Source organism: uncultured Thomasclavelia sp., assembly GCF_944324745.1.
Taxonomy (GTDB): domain Bacteria; phylum Bacillota_I; class Bacilli_A; order Erysipelotrichales; family Coprobacillaceae; genus Thomasclavelia.
In genome coordinates, this window is the sequence record NZ_CALUXO010000042.1 from 14,989 (window position 1) to 37,567 (window position 22,579).

The 22,579-nt window shown below is 31.4% G+C and carries 24 protein-coding genes and 1 riboswitch; all 24 genes read right to left on the bottom strand.

The window, feature by feature from the left end; all coding sequences use genetic code 11:
- Nucleotides 1-36: 36 nt before the first annotated feature.
- Entirely contained in the window at nt 37-1,041 is a 1,005-nt protein-coding gene (locus Q0K54_RS04560) for a HAMP domain-containing sensor histidine kinase (RefSeq protein ID WP_294578675.1), read from the bottom strand.
- Nucleotides 1,038-1,703, bottom strand: coding sequence for a response regulator transcription factor (locus Q0K54_RS04565; protein ID WP_294578676.1), 666 nt, complete (start codon nt 1,701-1,703; stop codon nt 1,038-1,040). The genes Q0K54_RS04560 and Q0K54_RS04565 overlap by 4 nt, the downstream gene beginning before the upstream one ends.
- Nucleotides 1,704-1,705: 2 nt before the next feature.
- Entirely contained in the window at nt 1,706-2,368 is a 663-nt protein-coding gene (locus tag Q0K54_RS04570; RefSeq protein WP_294578677.1) for a GDSL-type esterase/lipase family protein, read from the bottom strand.
- A gap of 59 nt (nt 2,369-2,427) precedes the next feature.
- Complete coding sequence (locus Q0K54_RS04575) at nt 2,428-3,048, bottom strand: 4Fe-4S binding protein (protein ID WP_294578678.1); 621 nt, start codon at nt 3,046-3,048, stop codon at nt 2,428-2,430.
- 16 nt (nt 3,049-3,064) lie between these two features.
- On the bottom strand, nt 3,065-3,403 hold the full coding sequence (locus Q0K54_RS04580; RefSeq protein WP_294578679.1) for an MFS transporter: 339 nt from the start codon (nt 3,401-3,403) through the stop codon (nt 3,065-3,067).
- 17 nt (nt 3,404-3,420) lie between these two features.
- A complete protein-coding gene (locus Q0K54_RS04585) occupies nt 3,421-4,200 on the bottom strand; it encodes an MFS transporter (protein ID WP_294578680.1) in 780 nt (259 codons plus the stop codon).
- Between the two features lie 113 nt (nt 4,201-4,313).
- The gene (locus Q0K54_RS04590) at nt 4,314-6,008 is read right to left on the bottom strand and encodes a Na/Pi cotransporter family protein (RefSeq protein WP_294578681.1); all 1,695 of its coding nucleotides are present in this window, start codon (nt 6,006-6,008) and stop codon (nt 4,314-4,316) included.
- 384 nt (nt 6,009-6,392) lie between these two features.
- Nucleotides 6,393-7,718, bottom strand: a complete 1,326-nt coding sequence (locus Q0K54_RS04595; RefSeq protein ID WP_294578682.1) for an amidohydrolase — start codon at nt 7,716-7,718, stop codon at nt 6,393-6,395.
- Nucleotides 7,702-9,411: an adenine deaminase C-terminal domain-containing protein gene (locus tag Q0K54_RS04600; RefSeq protein ID WP_294578683.1), complete on the bottom strand. Its 1,710-nt coding sequence runs from the start codon at nt 9,409-9,411 to the stop codon at nt 7,702-7,704. The genes Q0K54_RS04595 and Q0K54_RS04600 overlap by 17 nt, the downstream gene beginning before the upstream one ends.
- Nucleotides 9,412-9,425: 14 nt before the next feature.
- Complete coding sequence (locus tag Q0K54_RS04605; RefSeq protein ID WP_294578684.1) at nt 9,426-10,472, bottom strand: ABC transporter substrate-binding protein; 1,047 nt, start codon at nt 10,470-10,472, stop codon at nt 9,426-9,428.
- Nucleotides 10,473-10,487: 15 nt separating this feature from the next.
- Nucleotides 10,488-11,525: an ABC transporter ATP-binding protein gene (locus Q0K54_RS04610; RefSeq protein ID WP_294578685.1), complete on the bottom strand. Its 1,038-nt coding sequence runs from the start codon at nt 11,523-11,525 to the stop codon at nt 10,488-10,490.
- A 9-nt stretch (nt 11,526-11,534) separates the two neighbouring features.
- The gene (locus Q0K54_RS04615; protein ID WP_294578686.1) at nt 11,535-12,317 is read right to left on the bottom strand and encodes an ABC transporter permease; all 783 of its coding nucleotides are present in this window, start codon (nt 12,315-12,317) and stop codon (nt 11,535-11,537) included.
- Complete coding sequence (locus Q0K54_RS04620; RefSeq protein WP_294578687.1) at nt 12,317-13,156, bottom strand: ABC transporter permease; 840 nt, start codon at nt 13,154-13,156, stop codon at nt 12,317-12,319. Before Q0K54_RS04620 ends, Q0K54_RS04615 begins: the two co-directional genes overlap by 1 nt.
- 36 nt (nt 13,157-13,192) lie before the next feature.
- Nucleotides 13,193-13,293: riboswitch (purine riboswitch) on the bottom strand.
- Nucleotides 13,294-13,668: 375 nt separating this feature from the next.
- Nucleotides 13,669-14,109 carry an Rrf2 family transcriptional regulator gene (locus Q0K54_RS04625; protein WP_294578688.1) on the bottom strand — a complete coding sequence of 147 codons (441 nt, stop codon included), beginning with the start codon at nt 14,107-14,109 and terminating at the stop codon, nt 13,669-13,671.
- 118 nt (nt 14,110-14,227) lie between these two features.
- Nucleotides 14,228-15,007 (bottom strand): LarC family nickel insertion protein, encoded by a 780-nt coding sequence (locus tag Q0K54_RS04630; RefSeq protein ID WP_294578689.1) that lies wholly within the window; start codon nt 15,005-15,007, stop codon nt 14,228-14,230.
- Nucleotides 15,007-15,747 (bottom strand): nickel pincer cofactor biosynthesis protein LarB, encoded by a 741-nt coding sequence (gene larB, locus Q0K54_RS04635; RefSeq protein WP_294578690.1) that lies wholly within the window; start codon nt 15,745-15,747, stop codon nt 15,007-15,009. The genes Q0K54_RS04630 and larB overlap by 1 nt, the downstream gene beginning before the upstream one ends.
- Nucleotides 15,744-16,457 carry an energy-coupling factor ABC transporter ATP-binding protein gene (locus tag Q0K54_RS04640; protein WP_294578691.1) on the bottom strand — a complete coding sequence of 238 codons (714 nt, stop codon included), beginning with the start codon at nt 16,455-16,457 and terminating at the stop codon, nt 15,744-15,746. Before Q0K54_RS04640 ends, larB begins: the two co-directional genes overlap by 4 nt.
- Nucleotides 16,454-17,218: a cobalt ECF transporter T component CbiQ gene (cbiQ, locus tag Q0K54_RS04645; protein ID WP_294578692.1), complete on the bottom strand. Its 765-nt coding sequence runs from the start codon at nt 17,216-17,218 to the stop codon at nt 16,454-16,456. Before cbiQ ends, Q0K54_RS04640 begins: the two co-directional genes overlap by 4 nt.
- Nucleotides 17,202-18,212, bottom strand: coding sequence for an energy-coupling factor ABC transporter permease (locus tag Q0K54_RS04650; protein WP_294578693.1), 1,011 nt, complete (start codon nt 18,210-18,212; stop codon nt 17,202-17,204). Before Q0K54_RS04650 ends, cbiQ begins: the two co-directional genes overlap by 17 nt.
- Nucleotides 18,213-18,280: 68 nt before the next feature.
- Nucleotides 18,281-19,063, bottom strand: a complete 783-nt coding sequence (larE, locus tag Q0K54_RS04655) for an ATP-dependent sacrificial sulfur transferase LarE (RefSeq protein ID WP_294578694.1) — start codon at nt 19,061-19,063, stop codon at nt 18,281-18,283.
- Between the two features lie 107 nt (nt 19,064-19,170).
- A complete protein-coding gene (locus Q0K54_RS04660) occupies nt 19,171-19,710 on the bottom strand; it encodes a flavodoxin family protein (protein ID WP_294578695.1) in 540 nt (179 codons plus the stop codon).
- 18 nt (nt 19,711-19,728) lie between these two features.
- Entirely contained in the window at nt 19,729-19,947 is a 219-nt protein-coding gene (locus tag Q0K54_RS04665) for a hypothetical protein (protein ID WP_294578696.1), read from the bottom strand.
- A gap of 262 nt (nt 19,948-20,209) precedes the next feature.
- Nucleotides 20,210-21,100: a LysR family transcriptional regulator gene (locus Q0K54_RS04670; RefSeq protein ID WP_374011448.1), complete on the bottom strand. Its 891-nt coding sequence runs from the start codon at nt 21,098-21,100 to the stop codon at nt 20,210-20,212.
- 110 nt (nt 21,101-21,210) lie between these two features.
- A partial coding sequence (locus Q0K54_RS04675; RefSeq protein WP_294578698.1) for an esterase family protein occupies nt 21,211-22,579 on the bottom strand: 1,369 nt, incomplete at its 5' end.

Consider the following 22,579-nt stretch of genomic DNA (forward strand, 5'->3'; position numbering starts at 1 on the left):
TTTTTGTCATTTTAAAAGAATCTGCTTTCACAGATTCTAACGCAATGAGATATAAGAACTATCAGGAAAAACAATAGTAACACAAGTGCCTTGATTAGATACTATCTTAATTTCATGATTAAGTTTTTGACATAATTTTTTACACAAATATAAACCAATACCAGTACTTTTTTGATGACTACGACCATTAGTACCCGTAAATCCTTTATCAAATACTCGATCAATTTCTTCTTTTAAAATCCCAATACCATTATCTTGAATCGATAATTCAACTCGGTTATCAAATACATCAGCTGATATTTTTAAAACTGGATCTTTATCCATATATTTAATCGCATTATTGATAATTTGATTTAAAATAAACTCCAGCCATTTTAAATCACTATTTACCGATAAATTTAAATTTTCTAATTCTATTTTAACTTTTCTAGCAATCAGATCTTTTTTATTTCGTTTAATTACTGTATTAACTACAGTAGCCAGATTTACTTTTTTTATCAGATAGTCTTTTTCTACATTAGCACTACGACTATAAAATAACACCTGCTCTAGATAATTATCAATTTTCATTAATTCTTCTTGCAAGCTTTGATTAATAGCATTCGGGTTATTTTCTGCCATCATTAAACTCGTAGCCAAGGGAGTTTTTACCTCGTGACACCACATTTCAATATATTCTTTAAAATCAATTTGTTCTTGCCGAATATCATTAATGTGTTCTTTCATCGCTTTATCAATCTCATAAATACTGGCAACCATAATTTTACCATCTAAAAAAGCCGGTTGTTTAATTAATTCAGTAATCAAATATTTTTGATCTAAATGATCTAATATATTTGTAAACTCATTATAATAATTGCATTTGCGCCAAAAATCATAACTAAAAATCAAAATGACTCCAAACAGAACTAAAAGTGGTAAATAAATTAATAAAAATAAATTAACATCAAAGACCCATAAGAGTGTAACTAATAGTGTAATGACTATGGCCACAATAGAAAGGGCAAAAATCTGATCTTTTAGATAATCTTTCAAACTCATAAAATTATATATCCCTGTTTTCGCTTAGTTAAAATAACATTAGATAAACCAATATCTTCTAATTTTTTGCGCAGCCGATTGATATTAACTGTTAATGTATTATCGTCAACAAACATATCACTATCCCATAAATACGACATCAATGTATCACGAGAAATTATCGTACCTCGATGACTTAATAAATAATAGAAGATCTTTAATTCATTTTTTGACAAATCCACAATCTGCTTTTCTTTAATCAAACAGCTTTTAGAAACATCCAATTGAATATCTTGATAATTAATAACTAATTCATTTTGAGGATGCATCCGTTTTAATACGGCTTCAATTCGTGCTAGTAAAATTAAAGGATTATATGGCTTAGTAATAAAATCATCGGCCCCATAATTAATACACATTAATTCATCCATTTCATCATTACGACTAGTTACAATAATAATTGGTTTATTAGCTTGTTTACGATATTCTTTACATAAAAATTGCCCATTGACATTAGGAAGATTAATATCCAATAAAATCAAATCACCATCAAAATGCAGCATCTGATCTAAAGTATCCCTAAAATCGGCAACTTCTTTAGTCGTATACCCATTATTATTTAAAAAAGTAGCCAGTTCCTGTCGTAATTTTACCTCATCTTCGACAATTAATATTTCAGCCATAATCAGTCCTCTGTTAAAAGCACCTTTTTAATTTCATTAGTTAAAACCTGATAACCAACATCATTGATATGGAGACCATCTTCATAATAGTTTTCAATCGGTTCTCCTTTTTTATTACATAATGCCTGATAGGGATTAATAAAGGTTACATAATCATAGGGAATAACATTTTTGTATTCTTTAAAGATCATCTTTAAAACATCATTACTTCTAATTCCCTTTTTAGTTGCTTTATAACCATCATATTTTTCTAGACAAGGAATTGGAGCTACTAGATAAATCTTAGTTTGTAAACAATTGTAATGAATGATTTCCACCATTTCTTTTACATTTAAAGCAATATCTCGTGGGCTTTCCATCACAGTATCCCCTAGATCATTGGTACCAATAAGAATCACTACTCGATCAGGTTGATATTTGACAACTCCTTCATCAATAAAATTCAACAATATTCGTGATGTAATACCACAAATTCCCGTATTATATTTATTTTTTATTTCTGGATAATACTGCTCTAAATTGCATTTTTCCGTAATGGAATCGCCAAAAAAGACGGTACCACCAGGTTTAAATGACTGATTTTGTTTAACGATTTCTAACATTCTTGTTAAAACAAATTCCCGTAATTGGTAATGATTCGTTAAATAACGCATTCCTTCTTTCATTCAACTCACCTCTACCGACTATTTTAACATATTGATTTTATGCTATAAAGATAAATAATTTAATCGATATGATCAATCGCCTGGTATTTACATACTTCTTGACACTTTCCACAATGTAAACAATGATCTTGAACAATAGTTACTCTTTCATCGTTAATGTTTATACAATTTTGAGGACAAACGGTTACACACTTTAAACATTTAACACACTGTTGATTAACAAAATATCCTTGTTCCTTTTTCTCTTGATTTACTGAAAAACTTTGACGATAAATTGGTTTTTGACTTAAATCAAAATATTCTAGATCATATTGATAAATTTCAAATACTTCTAAAACATCACGAGCTATTTCATCAGGATAGATTTCTTGCATATAAGGATTTTCTTGAAAGATCAAAGCTAATTTATCATGACCGATATTTTTAACTTTTCCTTGTAAGGAAATTGCAATTGATGACATAGTATCTTCGCCTTTTAACCCCGTTAAAGCTACATAATGATTATTCATCAATCGCTGATAAAATGATTTGCCCCGAGCTGTTAAAAAATATAAACTCTCATTTTCTAATAACATTAAATCAATCGCACAAGTATAAACTTTTCCTTGAAGATCACTAGTAGCCATAATTACAGTATGAATATCCTGTTGTAATATTTGTAATATTTTTCCTCTTTCCATTTCTTATCACCCCTTATTAAATTTTAAACTTTTGATAAATAAACTGATCGGCTAATAACATAATTATCAAAGTGATTGCGGCTAAGTAAAAGATTGCTTGATACCCTAAATATTGACCAACATAGCCCCAAACTACAGCTCCAACACCATAACCAATATCAACCCCACAATAGTAGATAGAAGTCGCAAAGGCAAATTGTGATGGTAAAACAGTCTGAATAATTCTGAAATTAAAGATTGGAAATAAAATTCCTGAAGCTAAACCATATGGAATTGCCAATAAATATAACTGTAACTTTGTTTGAACTAAAGCGATGCTAAAAATGCTAACTGCCAGTACCAATGTTAAAATCAAACTAAGTTTTCTAATGCCTAACCAGTTTTGCACTTTACGAGAGAAAAATCGGGAAAAAAAGTTACGATTGCCGTAATGGTAAAAAATAATCCAATATTACCTAAATCTAAAATACGAGCAAAAGATGTTAAAAAACTATTAACATCTCCTTGAGATAAAGTTCCTAGAAAAAAGACACTGGCAATAATAATTTCCCGATATGACTGCTGCTTCTTATTAGCAGTAGCTAATTGATTATTGTTTTTTAATAAAAATGATAAAGTTAGAATTGTCATCGAAATAACAAACAAGACAATAAATAATGTTAAAAAGTTACTATAGTCCTGTCCTAATATTTGTAAAGCTATTGTAGGACTAATGGCATTGGCAATAGTATTTGCTGAAGAAGTAAAACCAACCCCTTCACTAAGCCTTGAAGCTGGAACATATTCATTAGAAATAGCTGTTGCACAAGTTAAACTAATTCCAAAACCAAATCCATGCAAAATTCTAAATAAGATAAAACTAATAATTTCACCTGCTTTACAATAGCCGGCAGCGGCAATAACCGTTAAAACCAAACCAGAAATTAATAGTGTCTTATTATTAAACTTTTCATTCAATTTTTTAATAAAAACTCGTGCAACTAGTGCAGCAATGGTAAATGCAGTAATCATATAACCACCGATAACGCTTGATGAAGTTAACACTGTTCCATAAATAGCCATAACTGAGTTCAATAAAACATAGCCCATATTTACCCCAAATACTAATAACAGGGAAAAAAGATATTTTTTAGTCCATAGTTTTTCGTTCATGATGCCCCCCTCCTTGATGTAACTGTTATTATTACATTAATAATATACTACCATCCAATTGTAATGTCAATAGTTACATTAAAAGATAAAAAAATAGACCAGCTTTTGCTGATCTATTCTAAAACCAAATATTTTTCATCATGATTTTTTTGATTAGTAATAGTTCCATTAGCAATATTTAAAGTATGATCACCAATTCGCTCTAAGTTTGATAACATATCAATATAAGTAGAGTAAATAATTTGATTATGATCATCAATTTTATTACAAATTCGAGCAAAGTGATTATCACGATAAGTACGCTCTAAATCATTAATATTTTTTTCTAATTCATTGATCTTCATTAACGTATCATTATCACTATCACTATTATCATAGAATTCAAATGTCAGTTTTAACATTTCTAATAATTTATCATAGATGGAATCTAATTCATTTCTTTCAATATCCGAGAATTTTTCTTCTTCTTCAAAAGCCATCCGATAGAAATTGGCTAAGTTAACACATATATCTGAGATTCTTTCAATATTTTTAATTATCTGGAAGTTCTTAGAATATTCAACTGTCTGATCTTGTCCTAAAGTTTGCTGCTGAACAATTTTAGCTAAGTACTTTGATAAAATCGTATCATATTTATTAATAACAGCTTCAACTTCCATAATTTCATCGAAATCCTCTTGTTCTCTAGAAGTCATATATGTTTGAGTCAATTTAACATTTTCAATTACATTGCGACCCATTCTAACAGTATTTTTCTTGGCAACTTCTAAAGCCGCAGCTGGAAATTGTTCAATTAATGAGTAATCTAATTCATCAATTGTTTCAATTCTAGTTCCTTGTTTATCTTCTCCAGGAATAAAGAATTTCAATAACTTAACACTTTGATTAACAAATGGGAAAATCAAAATCGTTGAACCAATATTGAAAATTAAATGCGCCTGGGCAATCCACATTTCTGGTCCACCTTGAATCATACTATTAACAAAATCAGTGAACATAATAAACGGTGTTAAGATAACCATACCAATCAAGGCTCCAACAATATTATAAACGGCATGGAACCAGGCTGCTCTTCGAGTAGAAACCGAACCACCAGCACCAGCAACAATAGCTGTTAAACAAGTTCCAACGTTAGCTCCAAAAATAAACGCTGCCCCTGCTGCTGGAGCAATTGCTCCAGTTGTATATAACTTTTGAACAATCCCGATTAAAGCCGCTGATGACTGTAAAATAGCCGTAGCTACCGTACCACCAACTAAAGCTAGCCAAGGATAACGTCCTAAAATCATCATTAAATCAGTAAACCATGGCTGATCAGCAATATGAACTAATTGGGTACTCATGATTTCTAGTCCTGCAAACAATAATCCAAAACCAAATAACGTTTTTCCTAAATAAACAAGCGTTTTTTTCTTTCCTAAAAACATCAGTGCTATTCCTACAAAGACAAAATAGTAGGCAAACTGTTCAATATTCAATCCAATCATAATTGAGGTAACACAGGTTCCAATATTAGCGCCAATAGTAATTCCAATAGCCTGTTCCAGTTTCATTAAACCCGCTCGGACTAAACTAATTGAAATAACGGTAACAGCAGTAGATGAATTTAATAAAGCTGTGATAATCGTTCCCACCGTAACGGCCATAAATAGATTTCTGGTATATTTTTCAATATATTCCCGAATATGATTACCAGCCATACTTTTTAAACCATCACTCATCTGGTCAATTCCATAAATAAACAAGGCAATACCACCTAAAACAATTCCTAAAGCAGTAATAACCTCCTGGTTAATTATATTAGTCATAGATACTCCTTTTCTATTTTAGTCTAATCTTTAAATTTCAATTAAATGAACTGCTAGTTATTTTACCAAAGCCTTATAGTTATGAATTTAAGCTCTAATGAAGCAATGAAAAAGACTGCTAGCTTAAAACTTTTACATATACTTCCACATCATATAAATAAATCCTTTTGATAAAAATAACTGCTTTTATCTTCATTTTTTATCAAAATTTCACATTAATTTTACATAAAATTAAGATAAGTGTAAATATCGTTACTATAAATTAACCAAATATTAACATTAGCTTAATATTAATAATAAAATAAAAAAACACTCATATAATAAAGGAAATTATCAATGACTGTTTTTTTAAAGCTAAATAAAAGTCAGTTAACAAAAACTGACTTAATCTAATTTCTTATCAGCATATTCTAAAGCCGTCTGATTGAAGGTTTTAGAAGCCCTTTTTAAATTTTCTCTTAAAGTTGATAATGAAACCTGTTGTAACTGTTTATTTAAAACCAGACATTTACCATTAACAAATACTGTATCAACATTAGAAGCATTAGCGCTATAAACAATTGCTGAATAAAAATCATGCAATGGATACATATTAGCTGATTGAGTTTCTAAAATCGTAATATCCGCTTTTTTACCTACTTCAATTGAACCAACTAAATGATCGATCCGTAAAGCTTTAGCCCCTTTAATTGTAGCTAGAGCTACAATATCTCGAGCTGGAAAAAGACTACGATCATGGTTTTTAGTTTTATGCACACAGGCAATCATTTTCATTAGTGTAAATAGTTCTAAAGTATTACCGCTAGATGGTCCATCAGTTCCTAAGGCAACTGGAACATCTTGTTCTAATACTTCTTTTAAAGGCATTGCTCCTTTAGCTGCCTTTAAATTAGCTACTAGACAATGAACAATAGCACTATTATTTTGTTTAAATAATTGAATATCATGTTGATTTAAATTAATACAATGAGCAGCTAGAAGATGTTCATCCATCATTTGATAGTGATTCAAAAATTCGACGGGGGTCATCTGATATTCTTTTTTAAAATAATCCATTTCATAATCCATTTCACTGACATGTAAAGAAAAAGGAACATCGTATTCAACAGCTAACTGATGAGCCTGCTTTAAATGTTCTAGATCATTGGTATTAGTAGCATGAGGAGCAACAAATGGCACTAACAAGGGATGATTCTTCCATTTAGGAATAAACCAGCGACAATAATCTAAACCACCATATTCACTAGGACTATCACAACTTGGAAAATTAACAATCGTTTCCCCAACGAAACCACGCATATTCATCTCATCACCGGCTCGAGCTACTTCATCTTCAAAATAATACATATCGACAAAGGTAGTGATCCCGGCAAGCAGCATTTCTGCCATCGCATATCGGGAGCTGTGATATACTAATTCTTTATCCATGCATTCAATTTCTAATGGAAATAAAAATCTTCTTAAACGATCAACGCAATCATCGCCTAATCCCCGAAAAGGAATCATTCCTAAATGACTATGTCCATTGATCATGCCAGGCATTAAAATTCCATTATTTCCATCAATAACCTGATCTAATTGATAATTATGACTGCAATGATGACCAACTGCAACAATAGTATCATCTTCAATCACTACTTCCCCATTTTCAATAACATCAAAATTTTGATTCATCGTTAGAATATTGACATTTTTAATTAGTGTGATCATTTTCTGCCTCCATTAATGGGATAATTGTTTGATTATGAGTATCTAATAAACCAAAATCTGTAACTTTTAACTCTGGTGAAACTGGTAATGATAAAGTTGATAAAGACATGATAGCATTATCATGGTGATAACCTAATGCTGCCATTTCCTTTCTAACCTTAGATAATGAAGCTGCTAATTTTTCAATTGGTTCGTCAGAAATAATACCACCAATTTTTAATGGGGTATTGGCAACAACTTCTTTATTTCTAACTACTAGATAACCACCTTGTTGTTTCAGTAATTGTTGCTGAGCCATTACCATATCGTCGATATCATTTCCTAAAATCATGATATTATGATGATCATGAGCCCAGCTGGTAGCTATTGCGCCAGCTTGTGTAAAAGCATTTTTAACCAAAGCATGAACAATATGCCCATTTTTTTGATATCTTTCAAAAACTGTCAATAGTGATAATCCAGCACTTTGATAATCAACATAACCATCTTTAACCGGTAATGTCATTTTTAAATGTTTGGTAAAAGTCGAATGGGGTTCGATTTCCATTACATGACAAGTTACTTCTTTTTGATTACTTTTAATCATAAAATCTTGTGGTGTTGCCATTTTAGCGTGTAATGAATGATAAAAATCTTCTGGAAATACTGGTGGCTGATCTTTTATTTGAATCTTTCGTTGCCGATCAAAAACACACTTTCCTTTTTTATAGACACTAGAAATTACAAAATTATCTAAATCATCTAATAAGACATAATCAGCCTGTTTTCCAGGAGCGATACATCCCCGATCGTTCATATGCATTCTCCGTGCTGGGGTATAAGTGGCACAGTAGATGGCTTTTTCAATTGGCATATTTAAATCATGCGCTAATTTTACTAATAAATTCAAATGTCCCTGCTGTAATTGATCGGCCATGACATCATCAGTAACAAAAGCAAAGTATTCATAAAAGTTATTTTTAACTAAAGTATCAATAGTAGCTTGATTAATTGACTTTCTTTGAATTTCCAAAAACATCCCGTTTTTAATCTTTTCAACGATTGATTCGGGAGTTTGATGCGTATGATCAGCATCAACTCCCTGATAGATATATTTAGCCAAATCTAAACCACTAATTCTAGGACAATGTCCTTCTATTGGCAGTTGCCATCTAGATTCATGACAGGCTTTAATAATTTGATTAATTAAAGTTTCATCACCACCGATTAAATCCTTAAAATTCATTACTTCTCCTAAACACATGATTTTAGGATTTTTCAATAACTGTTTGACATCCGCAACATCAATGACACCACCCGTAGTTTCCAGCGTACTATTAGTTGAAGGAACTGAAGATGGAATTCCATAAAAAATATCCAATGTTGTTTCATTGGATATCGTTGCTTCAATTCCCCTAATTCCAAAGACATTGGCAATCTCATGAGGGTCAGCAACCACGGTTGTGACCCCATGAGGTAATACGGCTTGTGAAAACTCACTAGGAACTGTCATTGAACTTTCTATATGCATATGGATATCAATCAACCCAGGAATCATGTATTTACCATTACCATCAATTACTTCATCAGCTTCTAATGGCAAATCATCACTGATGTAATAAAATTTACCATTATGAACATAAACATTTTTAGTTTCAAAAGTTTGAATAAACGTATTATAAACATGAACATTTTTTATGAGTTGATTAATCATAACAAGACCTCCGCTTAGCTATTTAAAATACGAGTCCATTGATCAACCCAGCTTTCTAATAATGGGTTAACAAATGTAAAATCAATAACTTTAGCACGATCAGCGATGTCACCATAAGTTTTGTTTTTAGCTTCTTCTTCTGTTAAAACAACATTTTTGTTTGTAGGTGCTTCATTTAAATCAGATACAGCATCTTTGTATTGTAAATCAGCACTTAAACGCCAAGAAATATATTTATATGCAAGTTCTTTATTTTCAGAATTTTTATTTACTTCAATTGTATTAAAGTTAGCATATGTTCCTGAAGCAGGTACTACATAAACGCAGTTTTCATTAGCATTTTGAATTTGACTAACACCATAATCAGCAACTACGGCAACAGAAATTTCTCCAGCACTAAACATATTTGTTAAGTCAGAAGATTTAGAATATGTTTTAACGATGTTTGGTTTTAATTCAGCAAGGGCTTCAAAAGCAGCAGCACCATCATCTGATTTAATATCAACACCTTTATAATCACTAGCTATATGTACCATTGCTGGTCCAAAAGTTGTAGTAATTTCAGGAATAGAAATTTTTCCTTGAAGACGGCTGTCCCATAAATCATTCCATTCTGTAATTTCAAAACCAACTTGATCAGGATCATAGATGATACCAATACTATTTAATGTATATGGCACACCATAACCATTTTCATCTCTTAATTGCATTGCAGCATCAATTAAATCAGAAGCATTTTCGATTTTGCTGTAATCTAATTTTTCGAATAAATCGGCAGCATAACCTTTTTGAGCTTCAGCTTGAGATAATTCGATAATATCGATGCTGGCATCAGGATTGTTTGAAAATTTTGTGTAACGATCGGAAGTTCCACCTTCATCAGTTACGATTGTACAATCATTTTCTTCTTCAAATGGAGCATAAACATCTTCTCTAATAATATCGGCATTTAATCCCCATGTTGAAATAACTAATTCATTTGAATTGCTGCTAGAGCTGTTACTAGAACATCCAACTAAAAATAGTGCTCCAGCCATAAGACATGCTAATACTTTTTTCACTTTTTTCCTTCCTTTCTATACTAAGACAATTTTGCTTGCTGGTAGATGCATCATAATGTTATCACCTTGTTTATAAACAGTTTCACTATCACTGTTAACTACAATTTTACCAATTGGAGTATCAACTTCATATTGGTAACTCTTTCCTAGAAAAGTTCTCACACTTACTTGCCCGGCAACAACATTATTATATTTATCAGCAGATGTAATGATTTCAATATCATCAGGACGAATCGTTCCTTTACATGTTTTGAAATCACCATCATTGTCTACATGAAAAATTTGATCACTAATATTTTGATAACGATTATTATCAATTTTCTTTAAATCAATAAAGTTTTCAAACCCAATGAATCGGGCAACAAATTCTGTTTTTGGTCTTGAATAAATATTTTCAGGAGTATCATATTGTTCAATTACTCCATTATTCATAACTGCTACTTTATCAGAAATTGAGAAACATTCTTCTTGATCATGAGTTACAAAAACAGTAGTAATTCCTAATCTTTTTTGTAATCTCTTAATTTCAACACGCATTTGAATTCTTAATTTTGCATCCAAATTACTCAATGGTTCATCTAAAAGTAACAATTTAGGTTCGATAACTAAAGCTCTTGCTAAAGCAACTCTTTGTCTTTGTCCCCCTGATAATTGTTTTGGTAAACGATCAACATATTCTGTTAAATCACAAATTTCAACTACTTCATTAATTTTAGCTTCCATTTGTGTTTTATCCATCTTTCTCATTTTTAAACCAAAAGCAATATTTTCTTTAACAGTTAAATGGGGAAATAGCGCATAACTTTGGAATACTAAACCAAAATTACGTTTATGTACCGGGACTTTAGTCATTTCATCACCATCTAAAACAAATTGCCCTTTTTGTGGTTCGATGAATCCGGCAATTACACGAAGGGTTGTCGTTTTTCCACAACCACTTGGCCCCAGTAAAGAAACCAATTCACCTTTTTCAATATCAAGATTTAATCCTTGTAAGATATAATCCTTTTTATTGTATGCTACTGCTATATCTTTTAAACTTAAAAACGCCATATTTTCCTCCTATTTTGCCAGTGCTGAAATACCTAATGTCTTTTCAACAATAAACATGATGACAATTGTCGCAAACATTAACAATACTGAAACAGCAGAAACTGTTGGATCATAATTATATTCAATATAATTCATTAAAGTTGTTGGTAGTGTAGTAATACCAGGACCAGTTAAAAATATTGAAACTGGAATATTATTAAATGAATTGATGAATGATAACATAAAAGCAGCACTAATCCCTGATGTAATATTAGGTAAAACAACTTTAAAGAATGCTTGACCTTTTTTACATCCTAAACTGATTGCGGCTTCTTCAATTGCAAAATCAAATTGATCTAATGAAGAACCAACGATTCGAATTACATAAGGCAAAACAACTAAAAAGTGCCCTAATAATAAACTTTCAAATACCGGTAATCCCATACTTAAAATTAAACTCTGATATAAAGCATACCCAACTACAATACCTGGGATAATCGTAGGTGATAAAAAGAAACTTTTTAAAAATTTTTTACCAATTACGCTATATCGAGCCATCGCATAAGCAGCTGGTACCCCTACTAATAATGCCAAAATTGTTGCTAATAAAGCCAATTTAGCACTCAAGGCTAAAGAATCCATAAAACTGCTGGAAGAAAAAACATTCGCAAACCATTTTAATGTAAAACCATCAATTGGAAAAGTAATTGTGTTTTCAGTTCCAAAAGCCGTTACAGCAATAATGAAAAGAGGAATAAATAAGAAGGCAAAAACTAATATTGCAATAATCATCAATCCCTTATGTCTACGCATTAAACCTCACCTCTTTTATCTAATTTAGCCGCAATGGCATTTAAACCTTTCATTACAATTAATGTAGTAATAATCATAATAACGGCAAAGACACTGGCTGCTGTCCAGTTGTTCAAACTTAAAGCCTGTTGCGAAATAAAAGTTGCTAATACTAAGTTTTTTGGTCCTCCTAATAATTGTGGTGTTGTATAAGCACTTAATGAACCAGTAAAAACTAATACACAACCAACAATAATACCAGGAACACTTAATGGTAAAACGACTTTTAAAAACGCTTTAACTCGATTTGCGCCTAAACTTTCAGCCGCTTCCATCATATCGTTATCAATATTTTCCATAACCCCAACTAAAGTAACGATCATTAGTGGTAAAAATAAATAAATGGTACCAATCAGTACTGAAAACTCAGTATACAATAATGTCATCGGTTCTTTAATTACCCCTAAAGACATCAATAGATTATTAATGATTCCATTACGTCCTAAAATATTGATCCAGGCAAAACTACGAACAACTGAGTTAGTCAGCATTGGGAAAATAGAAATAGCCATTAAAATTCCCCGCCATTTTTTATCACATCGTGAAATAAAATAAGCTGTTGGTACTCCTAAAATCATACAAACAACTGATGATATTAAAGCAATCTTTACTGTTCTAATAAAAATTGTCATATAATATTCATCTTTAAAGAAATTCAAATAATGCTCGAAAGTAAAACCACTTCCATCTGGAAACAAGGTTGGAAAAATAATTTGTACTAGTGGCATTACCAAAAAGACAATCAATAAAACCAAACCAGGAACCAAAAGCAAATAATGAATCCTTTTTTTCACTACCATCCCTCCTCAATTAAAAAAGTCTATCAATACTGATAGACACGAAAAAGCATCTATCATAGTCCCGTTATTTACGGTAACAGGGTAGAAACATTTGAGCCAATTCTCAAACATATATGATAACCTAATTCATTGTAACAAACACCACTTATTTTGTCTAATCTTTTCCAAATTATTTCTGTTTTTTACCAAAAAAATATGATAGTAACACAATAAATTCCCAATAATAACCAGATAATTCTACCATATTTTGGGTATTTTTATGAAAAATTAAAATATTTTACATTTTGTAATCCCCTAAATAATATCAAACTAAAACAAGTTATTTATCACAACAATTTGTTTATCATTATCACCATCGTATACTTTTGCAATTTACAAAATAACTTTTATAACTTACAATATAGTTGTTGTAGTCGGTGTCTTTTACAAACAACAATTAAACAATATTCAAACAAAAGGTTATCTCCAGCTTTAGAGATAACCTTTTTTATAGAAAAAATAATCTGATTATTTTATTGATTATTTGCCACATAATATCTTGTATCATCTAATACTTCTTTTAATGTAATTGAAGCTAATTCATCTTCCATTGCTTTTTGAACTCTAGACAATTTATCATCAAGAATATTATGGATGTTTTTACCAACTGGACAATTGGTGTTAGGATTTTCATGGAAATGAAATAACTGATTATTATCAATACTATCAACAGCTCTAAAAATATCCAATAAATTAATTTGATCTAATTCTTTAGCAATCGTTGTACCACCAGTTCCCCGCTGAACATTAATTAAATTATTTTTCTTTAATGAAGATAAGATCTTACGGATAATGACTGGATTGACATTAATGCTGTCAGCTAAAAAATCACTGGTAATTTTATGATCCTTGCCAAAAGTATCGATACAAGCAAAAATATGTACTGCAATTGTAAAACGACTGGAAATTTGCATAACATCACTCCTCCTGGCCTTATTTTATTCGGTTTTAATTGTAATGTCAATGATTACAATCATTCATTAAATAAAAAGAGCCATTTTTAATAAATAGCTCCTTTAATTATAATTATGATTAAAGTGAGGGTTCATCAATTGTTCCCAGTAACACTTTTAATACATTTGGAATCTTTAGATCTTTACTACCACAGCCCCAACCAATCTTAGACACCTTCATTGCAGGCATAATACCAAAAGATTGAGCTAATTCAGCAATAATTGCTGCTCCGGTAGGGGTTACTAATTCGGTATCGATGTCAATCTGTCTAAACTTTACTTCACTGGCCGCAAAGATTTCTGAAGTAGCTGGCACTGGTACGCTAATTAAGCCATGGGCACATTCTATAAATCCATAACCATCATTTACAACACTGCTAATTATTTTATCAGGTTTAATTTTACTAATTAAAATAGCCGTTCCTATGATATCTACAATTGAATCTACGGCCCCTACTTCATGAAAATGAACATTTTCTAATGGTTCATCGTGAACTTTACTTTCAGCTAAAGCAACTCGTAAGAAAATGCGTTTGGCCAAACTTTTAGCTTCTTCATCAATTTGAGCCTGATCAATAATAGCATTGACATCAGCTAAATTACGATGATGATGTCCATGATCGTGATGATGGTGGTGATGATCATGGTCGTGATGATGTTCATGTTCTAAATGAACATCAACATAAGTTCCAGTAATGCCGTTTTTCTTAGTCTTTGAAATATGAAGATGATATCCAGGAACATTTAATTTTTGTAATTCCTGTTGTAAAAAATCGGGCTCAGCAACCAACTCACTTAATGCACCTAAGGTCATATTACCACTTATTCCACTGCTGCAATCAAAATATAAAACTTTCATTATCTTTTTCCTCCCAAATTATTAATTGAATGTGCCATATATCCAGCACCAAATCCATTATCAATATTAACAACAGCTACCCCACTGGCACAACTGTTTAACATTGATAATAAAGCTGACAATCCTTGAAAATTAGCTCCATAACCAACTGAAGTAGGTACAGCAATAATCGGAGCGTGAACCAGACCACCGACAACCGAAGCTAAAGCACCTTCCATTCCAGCAACAACAATAAGAACACTAGCTTCTTGAATGATTTCTAATTTATTAAACAATCGATGCAAACCAGCCACCCCAACATCACAGACCAGTTCGACTTCATTTCCTAAATAACTGGCAACGATATAAGCTTCTTTAGCGACTGGCAAATCTGAAGTTCCAGCACAGACAACAACAATCTTTCCTTTATTAATTGGATTAGGTTTTTGATTCAATAAAAATGTTCGTGCATCTTGATCATATTCAAAAGATGGGAAAGATTGTTTTAGATACTGATATTTTTCCTGACTAACTCTGGTAACTAAGATATTAGAAACATCATGGTCTAACATATTATTAATTATTCCGGCAATTTGTTCCTTAGTTTTAGACTCACCATAGATTACTTCCGGTACCCCGGTTCTTTTTTGACGATTAAAATCAATCGTAGCATAATCCAGTGGATTTTCTAATAATTCTTGTGCCTGTTCAATTGATATTTGATTGTCTTGTACTTGTTTTAATATTTCTGTCACTTTCATTTTTGTAACCTAAAGGGAAGTTCTAACCCATTTTCTTGTAATAATTGTTCATCGGTTAATATTTCCCTTGCCTTTCCAAACGCTTTTATTTTTCCATGATTTAATAAAATAACTTCATCACAAAGATCTAAAGCCATATCTAAATCATGAGTTGCGAAAATAATTTGCTGCTTTAATTTTTGTAATAAATTTATTATTATTCGGCGACTTTTAGGATCTAGATATGACGAAGGTTCATCTAATAATAAAATATCTGGCTGCATGACTAAAACGGTTGCTAATGCTACCATCCGTTTTTGTCCCCCTGAAAGATGACTTGATGAACGTTCTAATAAATCTTGAAGATTGAGAGTTTTAGCTATATCATTTATTCTTCTATCGATTTCTGATTTATCTTTCCCCTGATTAATCAAACCAAAAGCTATATCTTGATAAACATTAGCCATAAATAATTGATGATCAGAGTTTTGAAAAACAAACCCGATTTTTTGTCTCACTTGATTTAGATGATCTTTCACTTCTAAATCAGCAACCTTAATTGTACCCTGATAATCAACTAAACCTATAAGGGCTGAAAGTAAAGTTGATTTACCCGAACCATTTTCGCCAATAATCCCAATGCAATGATCGTCACTTATCGTTGTACTTAAGTCATCTATAGCCAAAATATCTAAATTATAACTAACTTTTAAATTATTTATCTCAATCATAATCCCACCACCTTAACAATTAAAAATAATCCAGCCGCAATCATTAAAATAAAATAATTTTCTAATTGCAAAGGACGATAATTAACATAGACCCGATTGACATTAAACCCTCTAGTTTCCATACATTTATAAATTTCTTGGCATCGATGAAAACTACGAATTAACAAGCTGCCTAGAAAAGAACCCATATCTTTCATAGCAATCCCTTTTTGATTGGGATTTCTAAGCAGATAGGCTTGTGACATCGAACTGGCTTCTTCTACTAATAAAAAAATATAACGATAAGTCATCAATAGCTGTAAAACGAAAATTGCCGGTACTTTTAAATGAATCAATTCACCAGCAATCACATCAAAACCTGTTGTGGCAATTAAGCTAAAGATTACTGATAAAGTCAAAGTAGTTTTTAAAATGATCATCAAAAAAGAAATAAAACCACTAGTCAGGGTAATTCCATAAAAACTCACCTGATTTTGCATTAACAATAAATTAGATAAACCAATACAAAATGAAAACGGCAATCCAACTAATGTCTTCGTTAGAATCTTTTTAACTGGCAGCTTAGCCAATTTAATAATAATTAAAATAACTAAACAATAAATTAATAATGCCAAAATATTATTAGCCGTTAATATTCCCACTAATAACATTAAAGCCATGATCATTTTTAATAATGGATGTAACTGATGGATACATGAATTAATACTAACTAATTGCTCTAAATGATTTACTTCTATTAGAGCTTTAGTTATTCTTTTCATGACGTTTATGACAAATCGCTAAACCGATAGCCCCAACAATAACAAATGTTAGTCCTACCCCAACGACACCAGAAAATGAAGTTCCTAAAAGTCCATCAGCGTTTTTAAAATTATAATCTGGTAAAATAGCGGTATTTTCTTGAATACTGCTTATCTGTTCTTTTGTTTCATCAGTACTTACAACTTCACTATTACCAGTAACATTTAAAATTGACCACTCTAAACCATCAGGGTTACTAGAAGCATAAAGTGAAAGTCCGCCACCAATTAACAAAGCACTAAGCGCTAATATTAATAATGGACGTTTTAATTCAATTCCCTGATATGTTTGGTTGCTTAAAGCCGTTTTAATAATTCCTGGATTATCTTGATAAACATAACCGGTTACTAAAGCGGTAATTATTCCTTCAACTAAACCAATTATTAAATGGATTGGCAACATTAAGATTACAAAAGAAGTAAATGGTAATGATGAAATACCACTGGCAACGGTTTCTAATACTACTGCTAAAGCTCCTAATTCTAATCCAATAACAGCTGTAAGAATGCTTGCTAAAATTAATCTTGGGCGGTTTAGGATTTTCAATAATGGTTTAGCAATTAGAGGATAAGCCACAAAACAAGGCAGAACTCCCATATTAAAAATATTGCATCCTAATGCTAATAATCCCCCGTCACCAAAAAATAAACATTGAATAATTAAAACCGTACATAATGAAAGAAATCCTGCATAAGGTCCTAAAATCAGACATAATAAAATTGCGCCACCTAGATGACCACTGCTTCCAGTACCAGGAATAGTAAAGTTAATCATTTGACCCGCAAAAACAAATGCGGCCATTACCGCCATCATTGGTATTTTACTAATATCTTGTTGTTTTGTAAGTTGTTTAATTGAAAAGCCCATCATCAAAAGAGCAATAATGGTAAAAATAAGACTGATGTTGATGGATACTAGCCCATCAGACATATGCATTAATAAAATCGAATTCATATTTTCCTTTCCACAGTTATTTCTATAACTCTTCAGCCACTTCCTGTGGTGGAATAGTAAAAATATTTTTAATCAAAGCTTCCGCTTTTTATTCCTTGTAAATCTAATGTTATATTCTTATAACCTAATTTTTTTAATTGACTAACCAATTCTTGATTAGCAACAACTTGATCAAAGTCATTTCTAGACACTTCAATCCGTGCTAAATCCCCATGATCTCGAAGTCGAACATGCTGGATTCCTAAATGATGAAAAATAGCTTCACCTTGAGCTACTCGATCCAGTTTTTCCTCAGTTAATATAGTTCCATAAGGAAAACGAGTGGCCAAACAGGCATTTGCTGGTTTACTATAGGTTTCAATTCCTAATTGCTTTGAATAATTTCTAATTTCGGCTTTTGACATTTCTTTTAAAGGAGACAAAATTCCTAATTCAGCTACTGCCTTACGTCCCGGACGATATACTCCTAAATCATCATGATTCATTCCATCTAAAACAATATCAATTCCATGTACTTTAGCTGTAGCAAGCACTTGAGACATGATGGCTTTTTTACAATGATAACAGCGGTCTTTTTGATTATGCTTAAAGGCTGTAATTTTTAAAACATCAATAGGTACTATTTCATAGTAACCATCACTCAATAATCTTTTAGCACTAGATATGTCTTCTAATGACATCATCTTACCAACACATAAAACTGCTAAAACATTATCCTTACCTAAGGTTTCTTTTGCCACGGTGTATAAAAAATGGGAATCACAACCACCACTATATGCAATTGCGACTCTTTGATAATTTTTCAGAGTCTTTTTTAAGCTTTCTAATTTATCCATTAATTTTAACTTCAATCATTTAACCCTTAATAAAAATATCACAGTGGTTTAATTGATTGATTCTATTTTTTATCCGTAACTTATCTTTGTGTTTCTTGTCCATTACCTTTCCCTCCATAAAATCAAAGATTTTTTCCTAACTGATAGGCTTCTTGAATATAACTCTGTGGTACATATTTTTCCTTTTCACTACGACAGCCACCAGCTAAAACCATTCCTCTATCTTTCCAGCCCAAGGCTCTTGTAAAAAAGCGATAAAAAGATACTGCTTGTTCAAAAGCATAGAAATCATCACTTCCTGCTGTCATTAATAACATGGTCTCTCGATATGGGTACTCATCATTAATTGAAATGGCATAAAGACGATCGATCCATGATTTCAATCTTCCTGATATGCTCCAAAAATATAATGGTGAAGCCAAAACAATGATATCAGCCTTAGCAAACATCGGATAATATTCCTGCATATCATCTTGAATCACACAACTACCACCATTAATTTGACAAGCTCCACAGCCACGACAACCCATGATTCTACCATCTAGATTAATTTTAGTTACATGATGATTAGCATCTTTGGCTCCTTGAATAAAAGAATCACACAACAAATTAGTATTTCCGTTTTTATTTCCAGCTCCTACCACAACTAAAATATTTTTCATCATCTACCCCCTGCTTTTTTATTTCAAATTATTAATAATGGCATTAATACGATCAATTTGATGCTGTTTATTATGAATACTTTCTAATAAAAGACCACACTGTTTTAAAAAAAGTCCATCTACTTTTTTATAATCGTGTTGATTTAAACCCATTATTATTTCAGTAATCATTTGATGATCACATCCAATTTCATCTAAACACTGCTGCAATTCTTTAATGTCAATATTTTCATCCATATTTCCATCTCCATCTTTTTAAGCTTAGGCAATGTTTTTAGATCAAACTTGTCGAATTGTTGCCATTATCCACTTTAAACAGGGTTAAAGCTATTATAAAACTTAAAGCAGACTTTAAGTCAAGTATCTAAAATACCTAGCAACATATTTGATTTATTAACATTGTCATTACATTTATTATTTTAAATGACCAATATTTAAATATCAAATACCTATAATAAAAGAAAACCTATGCTAAAAAAGCATAGGAATTCATTAACTACTATTTAAAATCATCAATTGTCTTTTTTACAGTATCTAAAAAATACTGTGAAGCTTTAGATAAGATTTGATACTTTTTCCAAATAAAATAATAAGAAACTTCTCTAGCCCCTACTAACGGTCTAAAACATAGCTGACTCTCTCCAGTAGTATTAATCAAATTATCTAAACAAATTGCATACCCTAATTGATCTTCGACCATCAAAGTTGCATTAAATAACAAACTATAAGTAGAAACAATATTTAGATGCTCAATATCATTATTAAACCATTCACTTAATTGGGAATTATTATTAATCTCTTTAGAAACAATCAATGGTTTATCTTTAATATCTTCTAAAGAAATAGCTTCTTTATCAGCCCATTTATCATCTTTGCGCATTAAAACACCCCAATGATGACTTATAGGCAATAATAGATGATTATAATTATATAATTTAGGATGTTCCGTCAATACTCCGAAATCGATTAAGCCATTTTCAATTTTATCAATAATATCCGGACCATTACCACTATGTATATTAAACTTTACGGCTGGATGCAGTTGTTGCATTTTTTTCATAGAACTAGTAATTATTCGCAATGTTTGACATTCACCAGCTCCAAGATAAATATTTCCTGCTAAAACCGAATCCATCGTCATTAATTCATGTTCAGTTTTATTAACTAGATTAACTATTTCTTCAGCTCTTTGCCTCAATAAGATCCCTTCTTCAGTTAAAGTAATCTTCTTATTTCCTCTAATAAATAACTGTTTACCAATTTCTTCTTCTAGATCCTTCATCTGTCTTGACAAAGTAGGTTGCGTTATATGCAAGACCTCAGCAGCTCCGGATATAGTCTCTTCTCTAGCTATTGCCAGAAAATACTGTAACACTCTAAATTCCACCATGATCATCCTTTCTTATAGTTATTTTAATTATAATCCAATTTTATCAAATTAACTATTTCTTTTATCAAAAAAGAGCGATATATTCTATCGCTCCTAAACATTAATTAATATTAAAATACTTTTTTCTTTTTTAAACTTACTAAAATTCCGACAATAGCGATACCGGCCATAGTTGCATATAATGGATAATTTACATCATCACCAGTTTTTACAGCACTTTGATTACCAGTTGTTGTTCCGGTTGCTACACTTACTTGTCCACTTTGTCCTGGTTGACTTGGAGTTGTTGGTGTGTCAGGTACATCTGGAGTATCTGGATTGTTTTGATCACCTGGATTATCTGGTGTATCTATATCTCCAGGATCTTCAGGAGTTACTGGTTCCCTATCTTTTGACCAGCACACATCTTTAGCAAATGTATATAAACATTGTCCCCAAGTATAAATATCATGAGAACCATGAACTAAACCACCATCAATGAAATTATCTTCTGGCATATACATGGCACACCAGTCACGAATTGTTTCATAAGCACCGTAATATCCAAATCCATTAGCAAAGACTGCTGTATCCGCATCACCAGCCATTGTAAAGACTACTGAATTTAATAAATCATCAGAAGCTACGATATTTTCATATACTTCTTGTAAGTATTCAGCGGCATCATCATCGTAGAATCTTGAGCTATCATATTCAAATCCATCAGCAAATGTAGCATTTCCAATGTTACATCCTGAGAAAATTCCAAAATATCCAAAACTATCGGCATGATGGAATGCCATATAAGTAGTTGTCATTGCTCCCATAGAGAATCCTGCAAATGCCCGATCATCTGGATCAGTTGATACATTATAATTAGCTTCGATATATGGAATGATATAATTAACAACGTTATCAGCAATTTGTTCATAATTCCAATTGTATAATGTATTATCCATACCGACTACAATTGCTTCTTGTTCAGGATTTTCAGCAATTACATGATCCATAATATTTGTTGCTTGAGGTTGCGAGAACCAATAAGTTTCATTACCACCAGCACCATGAGTTAAATAAATAACTTTATAAGGTTCTTCACGATTTGGATCATAATTTGCAGGTAAATAAATACCTAAATCTTGGTCTTCAGCTAAAGAACCAGCATATTCTACATATTCAAGCGTACCTTTATTTTCACCTTCATATGGTGTTACATAGTCTAAATTTGGAGATTCTGATTGTTTTACTGGATCCCATTTTCCATAAACAATACTATGAGTAATATCACTAGTAGCTGAATTACTATTAGCTTCATTATCACGACAAGGTGACAAGTTAGCAGGATCATCAATTTGAATTGATTGATGATCACCATAATTTACTGTGTAATAGTAATAATGTGCACCACTAATCATTGGAAGACTAATTTCATAATATCCAGTATTTGGATTTAAAGTTAATTCATAAGACCATTCACCACCCCAAATACCACTTTGACCT